Annotated in this window: 10 protein-coding genes and 1 rRNA gene; all 11 read left to right on the top strand. The window is 25.7% G+C overall.

Features of this window, described 5'->3' with window-relative positions:
* A 5S ribosomal RNA gene (gene rrf / locus QOZ84_RS05150) occupies window positions 1-95 on the top strand; the annotation flags it as partial.
* A 97-nt stretch (window positions 96-192) separates the two neighbouring features.
* On the top strand, window positions 193-639 hold the full coding sequence (locus QOZ84_RS05145) for a hypothetical protein (RefSeq protein WP_284131873.1): 447 nt from the start codon (window positions 193-195) through the stop codon (window positions 637-639).
* 126 nt (window positions 640-765) lie between these two features.
* The gene (locus QOZ84_RS05140) at window positions 766-2,730 is read left to right on the top strand and encodes a hypothetical protein (protein WP_284131872.1); all 1,965 of its coding nucleotides are present in this window, start codon (window positions 766-768) and stop codon (window positions 2,728-2,730) included.
* Window positions 2,717-4,939, top strand: a complete 2,223-nt coding sequence (locus tag QOZ84_RS05135) for an ATP-dependent helicase (protein WP_284131871.1) — start codon at window positions 2,717-2,719, stop codon at window positions 4,937-4,939. The genes QOZ84_RS05140 and QOZ84_RS05135 overlap by 14 nt, the downstream gene beginning before the upstream one ends.
* The gene (locus QOZ84_RS05130; protein ID WP_284131870.1) at window positions 4,932-5,711 is read left to right on the top strand and encodes a PD-(D/E)XK nuclease family protein; all 780 of its coding nucleotides are present in this window, start codon (window positions 4,932-4,934) and stop codon (window positions 5,709-5,711) included. The genes QOZ84_RS05135 and QOZ84_RS05130 overlap by 8 nt, the downstream gene beginning before the upstream one ends.
* Window positions 5,701-9,153 (top strand): helicase-exonuclease AddAB subunit AddB, encoded by a 3,453-nt coding sequence (addB, locus tag QOZ84_RS05125; protein WP_284131869.1) that lies wholly within the window; start codon window positions 5,701-5,703, stop codon window positions 9,151-9,153. Before QOZ84_RS05130 ends, addB begins: the two co-directional genes overlap by 11 nt.
* Complete coding sequence (gene addA, locus QOZ84_RS05120; RefSeq protein ID WP_284131868.1) at window positions 9,153-12,920, top strand: helicase-exonuclease AddAB subunit AddA; 3,768 nt, start codon at window positions 9,153-9,155, stop codon at window positions 12,918-12,920. Before addB ends, addA begins: the two co-directional genes overlap by 1 nt.
* 148 nt (window positions 12,921-13,068) lie before the next feature.
* Complete coding sequence (locus QOZ84_RS05115; RefSeq protein ID WP_284131867.1) at window positions 13,069-13,563, top strand: GNAT family N-acetyltransferase; 495 nt, start codon at window positions 13,069-13,071, stop codon at window positions 13,561-13,563.
* Window positions 13,564-13,737: 174 nt separating this feature from the next.
* Window positions 13,738-14,253: a GNAT family N-acetyltransferase gene (locus QOZ84_RS05110; protein ID WP_284131866.1), complete on the top strand. Its 516-nt coding sequence runs from the start codon at window positions 13,738-13,740 to the stop codon at window positions 14,251-14,253.
* A gap of 330 nt (window positions 14,254-14,583) precedes the next feature.
* On the top strand, window positions 14,584-15,291 hold the full coding sequence (locus QOZ84_RS05105) for a LytR/AlgR family response regulator transcription factor (RefSeq protein ID WP_284131865.1): 708 nt from the start codon (window positions 14,584-14,586) through the stop codon (window positions 15,289-15,291).
* The gene (locus tag QOZ84_RS05100; RefSeq protein WP_284131864.1) at window positions 15,288-16,664 is read left to right on the top strand and encodes a sensor histidine kinase; all 1,377 of its coding nucleotides are present in this window, start codon (window positions 15,288-15,290) and stop codon (window positions 16,662-16,664) included. The genes QOZ84_RS05105 and QOZ84_RS05100 overlap by 4 nt, the downstream gene beginning before the upstream one ends.
* Window positions 16,665-16,705: the final 41 nt, after the last annotated feature.

Here is a 16,705-nt window from a genome sequence, read left to right as displayed (position 1 = left end):
ATACACCTGTTCCCATTCCGAACACAGAAGTTAAGCTCTTTAGCGCTGATGGTACTTGGTGGGCAACTGCCTGGGAGAGTAAGACGTAGCCACGTAATCTTTTTTTGTATGCAAATATACAAAAGAATTCTTTTTTAGAACCTTTTTCTTTATTTTATATATAATAAAATAAAGGAAAATTGAGGTGATCATATGCAAAAAGCATTTGATGTAGGAGAGAAATTATTCTTTGACGTATTAATTATATGCCTAATATCATCTATTTACTTTAAAATAGTTCCTATGAATGAAATAACATTTTTCATTGGAATCTTAATTTGTACAGCCTATTTTGGAGTGAATTTTTATGTGGGATATAAATATGATTTAACAACAACACAAGCCTTAATTACAGGTATTATTGGATGCGGAGTAGGGTTATTCTTATCTTTATTTGCACTATATGTGCATTTTATTTTACAAAATCCAAGTGGTGCAATATGGTTTATAATGCCTTACTTAGCACCAACCACTCCAATAATTGATTTACTTGTCAAAGATCTAAGTCTACTGTATTTATTTGAATTGATGCTTATAAATATAGTATTAGTTACTTTGGGATCTTTTGTAAAAAAAATTATGAAAAAATTAATGAATTAATCTAAATAATTACAATATAGTTTTAATAAAAAGCAGCCAAGAGCTGCTTTTTATTATGTCAAAAAGAATGCAAAAACGCTAGTGTGATATAATTAATATATAAATACAATTAAAGAAAGGATTTTTATGAAGCACTTATTTGAAGAAAATAATATTAAGTACAAACAAAATAAGATTTTAAATGCATACATGAAATTATTAAAAGAAAATAACTATAAGTCTAAAAGTATAATGCTTTTAGTACCTAACAATAATATAAAGTTAAATTATGAAAGTAAAATAGATATAGAGTTTAGTGAAGATTTAAATATTATAACTTATTTAAACTTTGTCAAAAAAGAATTAGTTAAGTTTTGGCCAATTGTAGAACAAAGTTGTGAAAGAATAAAAAGAGATGTAATATCACCTATTTTTATAAATAGTAGCTTAACTGACTATATAATAAACAATAAAGTAAAAACTAAGAGAAACTTAGATGGATATTTTGAAGATATTACAGGCACCAATAAAAATATTTCAATTAGTATAAATACTAATATAAATAAAGCTGCACTAAGTTTAATTGATTTTAATACTATAGGAGAAAAATTATATTTATCTAAAAAAAATAAAGATAGTTTAAATAAATTTTCTTATAGCCAAATGAATGAAATTATAAATTATTATATAAATAAATTATTAGAAAACTCCATGATAGATAATTCACTTTGTATATATTTATATAATAAGTATTTATTAAATAATGCAATTTATAGAGCTTATTTAACAAAAGAGATAAATTATCTTATAGTTGATAGCTTAGAATCATGCAGTAGCGCAGAAGTTGATTTTATAAAGTTGGTACAAGACTATGCAAAAGATACATACATTTACTTTAACAGCACTAGGGACTACTCTGTATTTAATAATATAGACATGGAATACATATATGAAAATCTATTGAAAAACTATAATATAGATGAAATCAAACATGATAGTAATCAAATTACAAATATACTTTTGAAAAATGAAATGTCTATAAAAGAAATTTTTGAAAATAAAATAGGTATGCAAGATATATTCTCATTGCCTGTTAATATGCATTTGAATGAATGTAGTCAGCTATACAATGAAATGATAGGAGAAGTTTGTAATAAAGTTTTAGAATTGGTTGCAAATGAAACATCACCGAAAGATATAGCTATAATATCACCTATAAACAATACTATATTAGATTATCAAATAAAAAATAAATTAGAAGATAGCAACATAGAAGCATTCAACACTAAGAAAGATAAAAAAATAATTGATTATCCGTATTCAAATGCATTGGTAGTAGCATCTTGCATTTTTTATGATTATAAAGAAATTATAAAAGACGAAGAGTATATAAGCTTTATAGAAATACTACTAAATGTAAATAGAATACAAGCTTTTAAGATATATAAAAATAAAGATGAAAGCGAAGAACTTAATGAAGTTTTAAAATATATATCAAACAAAAAAGATGAAAAGTTAAAAATAAGCGAATTTTTAATGAAATTTTATATAGATAAAATGCTTAACCTTAAGCATGGCAAAGAAAATGTGCATATATGTAAACAAATAATACACGAAAGTGAAGTGTTTACAGAAAATATTAGCTTACTAGGTTTAGATAAAAGCAAAGACAAAGAAAAAATATTTATAGATGCTTTAAAAAGTACTATAAATGATTACTTTTCTATAGCAGAATTAAGAGAGTTAAATGAGTGTGATAAGGTAGTAATAACTACTCCATATTCTTATATATCATCAATTATGGATAGGCCTATACAACTATGGGTAGATATAGGTAGTAATGCTTGGAATATGAAGATAGAAAAAGATATAAGTAATATTATAGTACTTAGAAAATCATTTAAAGAAAATAAAGTTTATAGCGACCAAATGGAAGAAGAATATAAAAAATATTACTTATATAATATGATATACAACTTATTAATAAACGCAAAAACAGTCTATGCATATAAAAGTGAATATACGGTAAACGGGTACATTCAAGAAAGTATATTATATAGTTTACTATTAAAGATAGTGGATAACGGAGGCAACTTCTATGAACAACATTAATTATAGAGAAGATCAATTACCAATAATAGGATATGAAAATGGAACTATGGCAGTTCCAGCAGTTCCTGGTGCAGGTAAAACTTTTATAGTTACAAATTTAGTAGCAAAACTTTTAAAAGAAAAAAAACATGATAATTCAAAAATATTAATACTTACTTATATGAATAGTGCAGTTAACAACTTCAAAGGAAGAATAAAAAAAATATTACAAGATAATGAGATAAAAGAAGAAAACTCTTATGAGGTAATGACAATACACAGTTTAGCTGTAAAAATAATAAAAGAAAAACCAGAAGTTGTTATGTTAAGTGAAGAATTTAGCATTGCTGATGATTTACAAAAAAGCATAATATTGAGTGATTGCATATATAAATTTAGAATGAGCGGTGGAGAAAGAGCATTTCAATGGTTTTTAAAAGACCAAAAAGATGGTGAGTGGAGAGAGCGAATGGTCAATGCTTGGGAGAATGGATTTTATGAACTTGTAGGAAATGCTATAGGTGAACTAAAATACAAAGAAATTTCTCCAGATCGATTAGAATGTATAGTAGCAAATGACTATAAAGGTATTTTGAAAATAATACTTCCTATATATAAAGATTATGATAAAAAATTAAAACAAAATGGCTTGCTAGACTATGACGATATTTTAATACTAGCATACAGAGCCTTAAGATTAGATGAAAATTTAAGAATGAAATTCCAAAATAAATACAAGTATATATTTGAAGATGAGTGCCAAGATTCAAATGAAATACAAGGAAAAATTATAAAACTAATATCTAAGGAAAATAATAATTTAGTTAGAGTTGGAGATATAAATCAAAGTATTACAGGCACATTTTCATCATCAGATCCAAAGTACTTCAAAGAGTTTATAGAAGAAAGTGATAATTGCTATAGGATGGATATGTCTAATAGAAGTTCTAAGGATATATTAGATTTGGCTAACAAACTAGTGCAATATGTAACTACTGAATTTAAACAAGAGGAATGTAGACAAGCATTAGAAAATATGGAAATAAGAACTGTTCCAAGTGGTATGGGATATAGGGAAAATCCTAAACCAGATGTGTATAGTATAAATACTAAAAGATATGAAACTTGGGAAGATGAAATAATAAAGACCGTAAAATATACAAAAGCAATAAAAAAGAAATATCCAGATAAAAGTATAGGAATTTTAGTGCCTTTTAATGACCAAATTACACAGACAGCAAGAGTGTTGATTCAAGAGAATATGGAATTTGAAGAGTTAGGTCCAAATTCATTAAACAAAAGAAAAATACTAAATAATATGGGGTATATAATTGATTTTATAATTAATTGTGATGAAATAGAAAAACTTATATTAGCTTTAGATAAAGTATTTATACATACAGACAATGAATTAGGTAAAGCGGATTTTCTACAAATGATTGCAAAGTACAATGTAGAAGACCTTATGTATAATGAAGAAAAAAGTGAGTCTATTATAATAGACAAAGATTACGATATATATAAAGGGTTTCTAAACGGATTAAAAGTTTTAAAAGATATACTACAACATCCTACTGTAAGGTTAGATATACTAATTTTATTTATAGGTGAAAAATTAAATTTAGAAAAAGAAGATAAAGCAGTTATAGAATATTTATCATTTTATATAAAATTTATATCAGCTGATAATGTTAATACAAATTTAGTAGATGTATATAACATATTGTTTAATACTAAAAATAAAGTATTTAACCATATTATAGAGGTAGTTTATGAGATGAATGGATATGAACCACAACCTGGAAGCATAACTGTTTGTAATTACCACAAATCAAAGGGAATGGAGTGGGATTGCGTATTTTTGCTAGGCCTTGTAGAATATAATTTTCCAGATAATATAAATCAAAAATTCCAATGTGATAAATGGTATCTAAAAGACAAGTACAAAAACCCAACAGCTATAATTAAAAGTGAAATAGAAACTATTGCAATGGGAGTAGAACCTACAAATTATGTATATAAAAGTAAAATAGATTTAATAAATGAAAAAATAAGATTATTATATGTGGGTATGACTAGAGCTAAGGAAATGCTAATACTTTCATGTAGTCTATATAAAGATAACGCTGATGTCGGTAAGAAAAATAAAATGCAAAAACCTTCATTATATATAAATGAATTAGAAAAACACATAGAGAAAAGGAAAAAGGAAGTGATTATAAATGAATAAAAAATTAAATCATTTTAGATATAGTCAAAATTCAATAAACACATATAAATCATGTCCTTTTAAATTTAAGTACAAATATATTGATAAAATAAATTGGAAACATGATGATATACAAAGTAGAGAATACTATGAAAGCTTAAAAAGTGGTAGCGAGTTTCATTTGTTATGTGAAAGGTATTTTAGTAATATACCACTCGGAGTAAACGATAATACAAAACATGATTTTGTAAGATGGATAGAAAAAATTAAAGACTTGATACCTATATCAAGTGAATATACTTATTTACCAGAATATGAAGTAAGATTGAATCTTAATAAAAGTATAATACAAGCAAAATACGATTTAGTAATAATAAAAGAAAATGAAATTGAAATATGGGACTGGAAAACAGAAAATAAAAAAGTGGATTATAAAAATGCAGAAAATAGAATGCAAACTATTGTTTATATGCTTTTAGCTAAAGAAGTAATACCTAAATTATTTGATATCAATATAGATACAAAAAATATAAAAATGAAATATTATCAGCCTGAATTTGATACTGATTGTGTTAGCATTTCTTATAGTGATGAAAAACACAATATAAATAAAAAAAATATAATAAGTTACATAGATAAAATACAAAATACTAAATATAGTGAAGAACAAGAAACTTACAAATACGATTTGATAAAAAATAAAAATCATTGTCAGTTTTGTGAATTCAATAAGTTATGTAATGGGCTAGACTTAGATTATAGTATTTTTGAGGAGGAAGTTTATGGGCGTTAAATTTGTGTTAGGCAGAGGTGGAAGTGGAAAATCTACTTATATGCTTGATGAAATAAAAAAAAGAGTACAAGATGATGAAACATCTCCAGTAATACTATTAGTTCCAGAACAGTATACATTTGAGATGGAAAAAAGAATGAGTAAACTCTTTTTAGGAAAAGAAAAAGATAAATTTTTAAGAGCTAGAGTTCTAAGTTTTAAAACTATGAGTAGTATAGTTTTTTCTTATGTAGGTGGATTAACAGATGTTAATATAAATTCAAGTGGTAAAGCGATGATGACTTACAGAGCCATAGAAAATGTAAGTAGTGAATTAGATATATTTTCAAAGTCAGCAGCACAATCAGGTTTTGTAAGTTCAATAGCAGAGATGATATCAGAATTAAAGCAGTATAATGTTAGCTATGAAATGTTAGAAAATATATCTGGTGAAGTAGAAAATGAAACTTTAAGCTTAAAGCTAAAAGATGTAAGTAAAATATATAAAGAGTTTGAAGAAAAATTACATGAAAATTATGTAGATTCTCAAGATATGCTAAGATCACTAGCTGATAAATTAGACATATGTGATTATTTTAATGATGCATATATCTATATTGATGAATATACAGGTTTTACACCAAATCAGTATAGAGCATTAAAGTCAATTTTTCATAAAGCTAAAGAAGTACATATATCACTAACAGTAGATAACCCAAGTAACATTACATATAACAAAACAGATGCTTTTTCAAGAACTAAATTTACTTATCAAAAGCTTATTAAGCTATGCAATGAAGAAGGGGTATCATTACTTCCATCAGTAAATTTAGATAACAATGTAATACCAAGATTTAAAAATAGTGAAGAACTTCAACATTTAGAAAAATACTATCATTCATATCCTTATAGGGTGTATGAAAAGAAAACTAATAATATAAAAATAAAAGAATTTAATAATTTATATTCTGAAGTAGAAGAAATTGCAAAAGAAATAATAAGCTTAGTAAGAGATAAAAATGTTAGATACAGAGATATAACAATAGCTACTAGAGATTTAAATAAATATGATTTTTTAGTAAACTCAATATTTAATGAATATAAAATTCCAAACTTTATAGACAAAAAAAGAGAAGCTAAAAGTAATCCTATAATAGTGCTTATAATATCAGCACTAGAAATGAAAAATAGAAGATATAGCTATGAAACTATGTTTAGATATTTAAAAAGTGGACTTATTGGTGTAAGCAATGAAGAAATTAGTTTACTTGAAAACTATGTACTTGCAAATGGAATAAAGGGTAAAAAATGGTTTGAGGAAAAGTGGGAATATAGAATAAATCATAATATAGTTAGTGATGAAAAAGAACATGAAATAGCTATAAGAGAAAAAGTTAATGAAATAAAAGATAAAGTTTTAAAACCTATAATAAAATTACAAGAAAACTTAAAAGGAAAAAATAAGGTAGAGGACATATGTAAATTTATATATGAATTTTTAATAGACATAGATATGCCAACTACTATAGAAAATCTAATAACAAATTTTAAAGATAAAGGTGAATTAGATATAGCAAATCAATATTCTCAAGTATGGAATATAGTAGTAGAAACTTTTGACCAAATGGTAGAAATAATGGGCGAAGAAAAGATAGCTTTAGATAAATTTGTAAAGCTTATTGGATTAGGATTTGATGAGTATGAACTTGGATTAGTACCTCCAAGTATAGACCAAGTACTTGTAAGTAGTGTTGATAGAATGAAAAATGCTAATACCAAATATCTTTATTTAATAGGAACGACAGATGGAACATTCCCTCTTATAGCAAAAGATAGTGGTTTGCTTAGTGATAGTGACAGATCAAATTTAGGCAAAAAAGGCTTAGATGTAGATATAGATAGTAAAACTAAAACATTTGAAGAACAATACTTAGTTTATAAAGCACTTACTTCAACAAGTGAAAACTTAACAGTAAGTTATCCTATTTCTGACCACGAAGGAAAAACTATAAGACCATCTGTAATAGTGTCTAGACTTAAAAAAATATTCCCAAACATAGATAACCAAAGTTATTTAGTAGAAATAGATGCTGAAAGTGATGAAGAAATACTTAATAAAATAACTGTAAAATCTCCAACTTTTAATTCACTTATTAATGAAATAAAAGAGTTTGATGATGGTAAAGAAATAAACAATATATGGTTAGATGTTTATAGATATTATTGTAATGATGAAGAATACAAAGAAATAGCTAAAAAAGTTATAAGTGGGTTAAATTATACAAACCAAGTTCAAAAAATAGAAGAAGAAAAAATAAGAAGTTTATACGATACTAATTTAAGTGTTTCTAGGTTAGAAAGATATGCGGGGTGTCCATTTGCGTATTTTATTCAGTATGGATTAAAAGCAAAAGAAAGAAAAGAATATGAATTTAGTGCACCAGATTTAGGAACATTTATACACAATATATTAGACCAATTCTCAAAACAGTTAAGTGTAGATAATTTAGACTGGAGAGATATAAATTATACATATATACAAAATAGAGTATCTCAAATAGTAGATGAAATAGTATCTAAAATACCAGGATACATATTACAAAGTTCAGAAAGATATAGATATCTTGCTTATAGACTTAAAAATATGCTTATATCGGCAATAAGTATAATAAGTGAACAAATAAAACAAGGTTCATTTGACCCAGTTGACTATGAAGTTGACTTTGGAAGTAAAGGAAAGTATCCTCCTATAAAAATAGTTTTACAAAATGGAGTAGAAATAAATTTAAGAGGTCAAATTGATAGAATTGATGAATTTGAAAATGAAGAAGGTAAATATATAAGAATAGTTGACTATAAATCAGGAAAAAAAGATTTAAGTTTAACAGATATATATCATGGACTTCAATTACAATTATTAGTTTATTTAGATGCAATACTAGAAAGTGGAAAAGAAAATGCTAAAAACTTAAGTCCAGCAGCAATATTATATTCTAGAATTGATGACCCTATAATAAAAGCTGATGAAAATAAAGAAGACGAAGAAATAAGAGAAGAAATATTAAAAAATCTAAAGATGCAAGGTCTTTTGATTAAAGACTCTAATATAATAAAGCAAATGGACAAGTCCCTAGCTAGTGGAGAGCGAACTACATCTTTAGTTATACCAGCTAATTTAAATAAAGATGGTACCCTAGGTAGACATACAAAAGGTGTAACAAATGAAGAATTTGAAGTAATAAGAAAGTATGTGAAAAGCCTTATAAAAGAGCTATGTGAAGATATGTTAGGTGGAAATATAAGTATAGCTCCATATAAAAATAAAGATAAAAATTCATGTGATTTCTGTAATTATTCTTCAATATGTCAGTTTGATACAACATTAAAGGATAATAAATATAAAATTATAAATAAAAAAAGTGATGATGAAGTAATAAATACAATGAGAGGAGAGGTGAAATAATGAGTTCTCCTAAATGGACAATTGAACAGCAAGCAGTTATAGATAGTAGAGACTGTAACTTGCTTGTAGCCGCAGCGGCAGGTTCCGGAAAAACAGCAGTACTAGTTGAACGTATTATACAAATGATAACGGATAGGGAAAATCCTATTGATATAGATAAGTTGCTTGTAGTTACATTTACAAATGCAGCATCATCAGAAATGAGAGAAAGAATAGGGGATGCAATAGGTAAGGCATTAGATAAAAATCCTGAAAATAGACATCTTCAAAACCAGCTTGTACTTTTAAACAAAGCAAGCATAACAACTATACACTCATTTTGTTTAGAAGTTATAAAATCAAACTTCCACAAAATAAACTTAGACCCTAATTTTAGAATAGGTGATAGCACAGAGTGTACATTACTAAAAGCAGAAGCAGTAGAAGAAGTATTTGAACAACTTTATTTAGATAAAGACCAAGGATTTTTAAACTTAGTTGAAAGTTATGCAGAAAAAAGAGGCGATAATAACTTACAAGATATCATTCTTAGTATATATAATTTTGCAATGGCGTCTCCTGATCCAAAAGAATGGCTAGAATTTTCAGCACAACAGTTTAATATAGATGATGATTTTGAGTTTTCTAAATCTATATGGGCAATGGCTATACTTGATACTGTAAAGATAGAAATAAGTGGTATGGAAGTAAGTATGAAAAAAGCCTTAGAGGAACTTAATGGAATTGAAGAACTTGAAACTTACACTGATAAATTTAAAAGTGATTATAGTTGTGTAATAAAAATATTAGATGGATGTAATAATTCGTGGGATCAAGCTTTTAGTGCAGCAACATCTGTAAAATTTGAAAATTATGTAAAGGGAGTAAAAAGACTTCCAAAAGATGTACCGTCATATATAAAAGATATAAAAAATAGAGCTGATGATATAAGAAAGAAAGTAAAAAAATCAGTAGAATCAATGTTAGATTCAACATTTAGTATGGAAAAAGACGATATAAAAGAAGAAATTAAATATTTATACAATGTAGTAAAATCAATATCAGAAACTGTAATAAAGTTTGAAGAAGCTTATCAAATTAAAAAAAGGGAAAAAGGAATAATAGATTTTAACGATATAGAACATTTTGCATTAGAAATATTAACATCAAAAGATGAAGAAGGAAAAGTAATACCATCTGATATAGCACTTACATATAGAGATAAATTTTATGAAATATTTATAGATGAATATCAAGATAGTAACTTAGTACAAGAAGTGCTGCTTAGTACAATTGCAAAGATTAAAACTCCAAATAGGTTTATGGTTGGAGATGTAAAACAAAGTATATATAGATTTAGACAAGCAAAACCAGAAATATTTTTAAAAAAATATGCAGACTATGATAATGAAAAAGGATCATTATATAGAAAGATAATGCTATATAAAAACTTTAGAAGTAGAGCTGAAGTAGTAGATTGTGCAAACTATATATTTGAAAATACTATGAGCAAAAATATAGGAGAAATTAATTATACAGAAGAGGAAAGACTTAATTTAGGAGCAATTTTTAAAGAAAATAATGATGAAAATACTATTGTAGGTGGACCATCTGAAATACATATAATGCAAACTAAAGCCAAAGCAGAAGAAAAAGGTAAGGAAAAAGAAGCTGAAAATAATACAGAAGAAGAATCTGAAGAAATAGATAATATACAACTTGAAGCTAGAATGGTTGGTAATATAATAAAAGATTTAATGAATACTAAAAAAGATGAAAAAGTTCAAAAGGTATATGATAAAAGATTAGATGATTATAGACCTGTAGAATTTAAAGATATAGTAATTCTATTAAGAGCAACATCTGCTTGGGCACCAGTTTTTGCAGATGAACTTATGAATATGAACATACCAACTTACGCAGATACTGGAATTGGATACTTTGATACTATAGAAATAAAAACTATAATGAGCTTACTTCAAGTAATAGATAATCCAATGCAAGATATACCATTACTGGCAGTGCTTAAATCTCCAATTTGTGGGTTTACTCCAGAAGAATTAATAGATATAAGAATAGAAGATAATCAAAAAAGCTTTTATGAAGCATTAGAAATATTTAGTGAACATGAAGATGAAAAAGGCAAAAAATCTTTATCGTTTATAAACAAATTAAAAGACTTTAAAGAAAAATCACTATATATGAGTACTGATGAATTTTTATGGTACTTATACACTAAAACAGGATATTTTGCTTATGTAGGTGCATTGCCAGGAGGTTCACAAAGACAAGCTAATCTAAAAATATTATTTGAAAGAGCAAAGCAATTTGAGGAAACTAGCTTTAAGGGAATATTTAACTTTATAAACTTTGTAAGTAAACTTAAAAAATCTAATACAGATATGGGTAGTGCTAAAACTCTTGGAGAAAATGCAAATGTAGTTAGAATAATGAGTATACACAAAAGTAAAGGACTAGAGTTCCCTATTGTTATATGCTCGGGTATGGGTAAAAACTTTAATACTCAAGATTTTAAAAAGAATATATTATATCATCATAATTTAGGATATGGACCTCAAGTAGTAGATTATAATAGAAAAATATCTTACCCAAGTATAGCTAAAGAAGCTTTAAAAAATAAAATAAATATAGAAAACTTATCTGAAGAAATGAGAGTTTTATACGTTGCATTTACAAGACCAAAAGAAAAGTTAATAATAACAGGTTCTACGAGAAACATAGAAAAAAGTCTAAAATCATGGTCAAATGGCATAAGTGGAAATGAAGTTGTATCACAATATAAAATTTTAAAAGGCAGAGGATTTTTAGATTGGATAATGCCATCAGTTTTAAAACATAGAGATTTAGAAAATCTAAGAGAATTTGCTGACATAGATTTAGATAGTATAGATGATCATTCATCAAAATGGAAATCTAAATTATGGTACAAGGAAGATGTAACACTTGATGAAAACGAAGATGAAGAAAAAGATAGTATAGGATCTGTTTTAGAAAATATAGATATAAATACCCCAGGTACTGAGTATTATGATGTTATTAAAGATAAATTAGATTTTAGTTATCCATATGAAGCATGTGTTACAAAACCTGCAAGTATATCAGTTACTGAAATTAAAAAAATCCAAAATACTCATGAAGAAAATGAGCTAACAGAACAAATATTTAGTAATAAGATAACCTTAAAGAAGCCTTTATTTATGCAAGAAAGCGAAAATAAAGATAAAATAACTGGAGCAGAAAAAGGTACTATAGTTCATTTAGTTATGGAGTTACTTGATTTTAATAAAATAAATAGTGTAGATGAAATACAAGAACAAATAAACAGCTTTGTAAAAAAAGATATAATGACACAAAAACAAGCAAGTGTTATAAACATCTATAAGGTATATAAATTCTTTAAATCAAGCTTAGGTCAAAGAATGTTAAAATCAAAGTTTGTAAAAAGAGAGCAAACAATTTATGCTCAAATAAAAATGAAAGATGTATATATATACGAAGACTTAATCAAAGAAGACAATACTGAAAAATATAATGACGAAAGTCTTATGTTAAGGGGTATTATAGATGCTTACTTTGAGGAAGATGAAAAGATAGTCATAGTTGATTATAAAACTGATTTTGTAAATGAAGAAAATAAGGAAGAAGTTATAAATAGATATAAAAAGCAATTAGATTTATATTCTAATGTAGTTAAATCACTTACAGGAAAAGAAGTAAAAGAAAAATATGTTTACTTATTTGGAATAGATGAAGGAATTTCAATCTAAATTTAAATTAATTATAAAATAAACCTCATTAATTTGTAGTTAGAGATGATATTATTAATGAGGTTTGTTATGTATTAATTAATATTTGCTATAATAAGTATACCTATAAAAAAATAATTAAATATATTACTTAGAAGGGAATAATTAAATGAAGAGATTTGAGAGTAGTAGATTAATTTTAAGACCTTGGACAACATATGATTTAGAGGATTTACATGAGATTATGTCCAATAAAGAAGTTGCATACTTAGCAGGATTTAGTCCAAGAATTAATTTAAATGACAGCTTTGAAATTCTAAAAAAGTTTGTTAAAGAGCCACCAAATTCACTATGGGCAATTGAACTTAAAGAAACAAACAAAGTAATAGGATGGATTGAATTACATAAACCAATAGAAGATATATATAAAGGTTCAAAAGAAATAGGTTTTGTTTTATCGGAAATTTTTTGGGGACGAGGATTGATGATTGAAGCAATAGAAAAAATTCTTATTCATGCATTTAAAGAAGAACAAATAGACTGTATTATATGTTCTCATTTTGAAAATAATACTCAGTCTAAAAAAGTAATTGAAAAGTGTGGCTTTAAGTACAAGATTAAATACAATAATAAAAACTATTATTATTTGAAACGTATAGAGTAAAGTGAAATTAAGATAAAGATGACCTAGAAATTTATAGGTTATCTTTTGTGTTAAAACAAGATTATAATTTAGTTCATTTTTTAGCAATAGTATTTGATTGTTACTAAGTCTATAATTAAATTAAAATATATAAGTACTAAAAGAGGGAAGTATTTAAAAATTAGGAGGTAGGAAATGAGTAGATTAAAATTAATTTTACCAAAGATGAAACACAAAGAGAATATTATGAACTATAAAAAAGAGTTTATTGAAAATGGAGATAGTATGCATGGTTCAGCTGGATTAAGTGATGCTGAAAATTTCGAAGAGTGGTATAGGGCAAATCAAGACAATTTAAAAGAGGAAACTGTAAGAGATGGGTTAGTTCCAGCAAATACATACCTTGCTTTTGATAATGATAAATTAGTCGGAATGATTGATATTAGACATAGATTAAATGATTATTTATTAAAATTTGGTGGCCATATAGGCTATAGTGTTAGAAAGTGCGAAAGACAGAAAGGCTATGCAACTGAGATGCTAGGATTGGCACTAAAAGAATGTGAAAAGCTAGGGATTAAAGAAGTTTTAATTACTTGTGATAAAGATAATATTGCATCAGTAAAAACTATTATAAATAATGGTGGCAAAATAGAAAATGAAATTACTGAAGGGAATAGAACAACACAAAGATATTGGATTAATTTATAAGTGAAATAGGCTAATAGATTAATTTGCATATTATATTATTATGAAAAATAGAAAATGACCTATACATAGTAGGTTATTTTTTGTTTTTGAAAATTATGCCTCTATTTAAATAATAATTAAATCTAGTATGACGGAGCTTTTAATTAAAGAAATATCTTATTAAAGTTGTCATGCAAACGTGACATAAAAATATTAAATAATGTCACGTTTGCGTGACAATTTTTTTATTGAAAATGTGTACACAGAAGTTAAATGAAAAATATGGAAAATAATTATGGTATAATTAAATTGTTAATATAAATTAGTTAAAGATCAACAGGAGGGGCACATATGATAAGAATTGCTATATGTGAAGATGAAGTAAGCCAGCAAATACAAATAAAACAATTTTTAGATAAAATATTAAACAATATAGAATATGAAATACTAATGTTTAATTGTGGGGAAGAATTAATTAACAATTATCCAAAAGACATAGATATATTTTTATTAGACATACAGATGGACAAGATTAATGGAATGGATGTAGCTAGGAACATAAGAAAAATTGACAAAAATAGTGTTGAAATAATATTTACAACTTCTGTAGTAGAATATATACAAGAAGGCTATGAGGTCAGGGCTTATAGATATTTATTAAAACCGATAAAATTTGAAGAACTTAAAAAACATATACTAGCTTGTATAGAAGAAATACAAAATAAGAAAGACCAATATTTAATAATAGAAGGAAAAGGTGAAATATATAAAATAGACATAAATAACATAACTTATGTTGAAGTTCAAAAAAAAGATATGATTGTACACACAGTAGAAAGAGACTATGAAGTGAAAATGAGTTTAGAAAAAATAGAAAAAGAACTAAGCAATTATAAATTTTTTAGATGTCATAAAAGCTTTTTAGTTAACCTTAATTATATTGAAAATATAAAACAATATATAGCTATACTTGAAAATGGAGCTGAAGTTAGTGTTAGTAGGCACCGATTTAAGGAATTTAAAGCTGAATTTTTAAACATACTAGGTGAAGTAATATGATAGATACTGAAGTTATTTTTCAAATTACTAGTATAGCATCGATAATATTACTGTGTATAACTTTCAATATAATAGTTAAGGAATTTAAAGAATCAGACAAAAGCAATTTATTTAAAAACATATTATTATCTACGACGATTATTATTTTAGTAACTATAGATGTACAACAAGGTTATGTTTTTAGTTTTAGCAAAGCAATTTGTATTATAGGGATGTTAGCTATATATTGTAACATTGTTTATAATGTAAATTGGTTTGAAAATATAATGTACACATCAGCATATATCTATCTTTATGATATTATAAATTATAGCTTATATTGGATAACATTAGGTTTTGAAAAAGACTATGACGCTGGGTATTTAGATGTAAAGACATTTATATTAAGTACTGTATTTTTAGTTATATTAACAAAAGTTATAAGGAAATTTAAGAATATAGAATCACATAAACTATATTATATATTTATAGCTGTTGCAATAATGGGTAATTTAATTACTATTGGCTTCACAATGATGGTTGGAAAGAGTGTTTTTTATTCTAACAATACATTTTTGAATGTAGGTGGAAATGCAATTAATGTTATGTTACCTTGGATAATGATAGTTTGTAATATAGCCTTAATATTAGTAGTTAAAAAAATAATAAATGATGTAAATGTAAAAGCTGAAAACAAAGTTATAAAAGAAAAGATGAATATGCAGTATAACTACTACTTGGGGTTGCAGGAATCTCAAAATAAAGTTAAAAGGCTATATCATGATATAAATAACCATATGATATGTATGAAAAATATATGTGAAAGTAAACATACAACTGATGCATACATAGAAAGTATAAATAAAGATATCAAGGATTATAATAGTATGTTTAATACAGGGAATATGATTTTAGATATTGTATTAAATGAGAAAAAATTTATATGTGAAAACAACAATATTCATCTATTTTGTGATATGAATTTTTCAAAATGTGACTTTATAGAAATGATAGATGTTTGTAGTATATTTTCTAACATATTAGATAATGCAATAGAAGCTTGCAATAAAATAAGTGATGTTAAAATAAGTAAAAGTATAAAAATTAGAGGTACTATTGTTAAAAAATACTTTGTTATTAAATGTGAAAATAGCAAAATAGATAAAGTAGTTGTAAAGAAAAATAAACTTATAACAACTAAAAAAGACAAAGAATTTCACGGTATCGGGATAGAAAGTGTAAAAAATTCACTTAAAAAGTATGATGGTGAATTAGAATTTAAAGATTTAGAAAATGAATTTATAGTGAAAATTTATATACCATTGCAAGAAAACATGACAGTTGGGGAGTTAAAACGACCACTTGGGTCAAGCGTATTGAAGAAAATAATTTAAGGTGCTATCTTTTAAATATAAAAGGTAGCGCCTTTTTTTAT

The organism is Romboutsia sedimentorum (assembly GCF_030131845.1).
GTDB classification, from domain to species: domain Bacteria; phylum Bacillota; class Clostridia; order Peptostreptococcales; family Peptostreptococcaceae; genus Romboutsia_D; species Romboutsia_D sedimentorum.
Note: the sequence above shows the minus strand (reverse complement) of the source record. Positions and strands in the feature narration are given on the sequence as shown.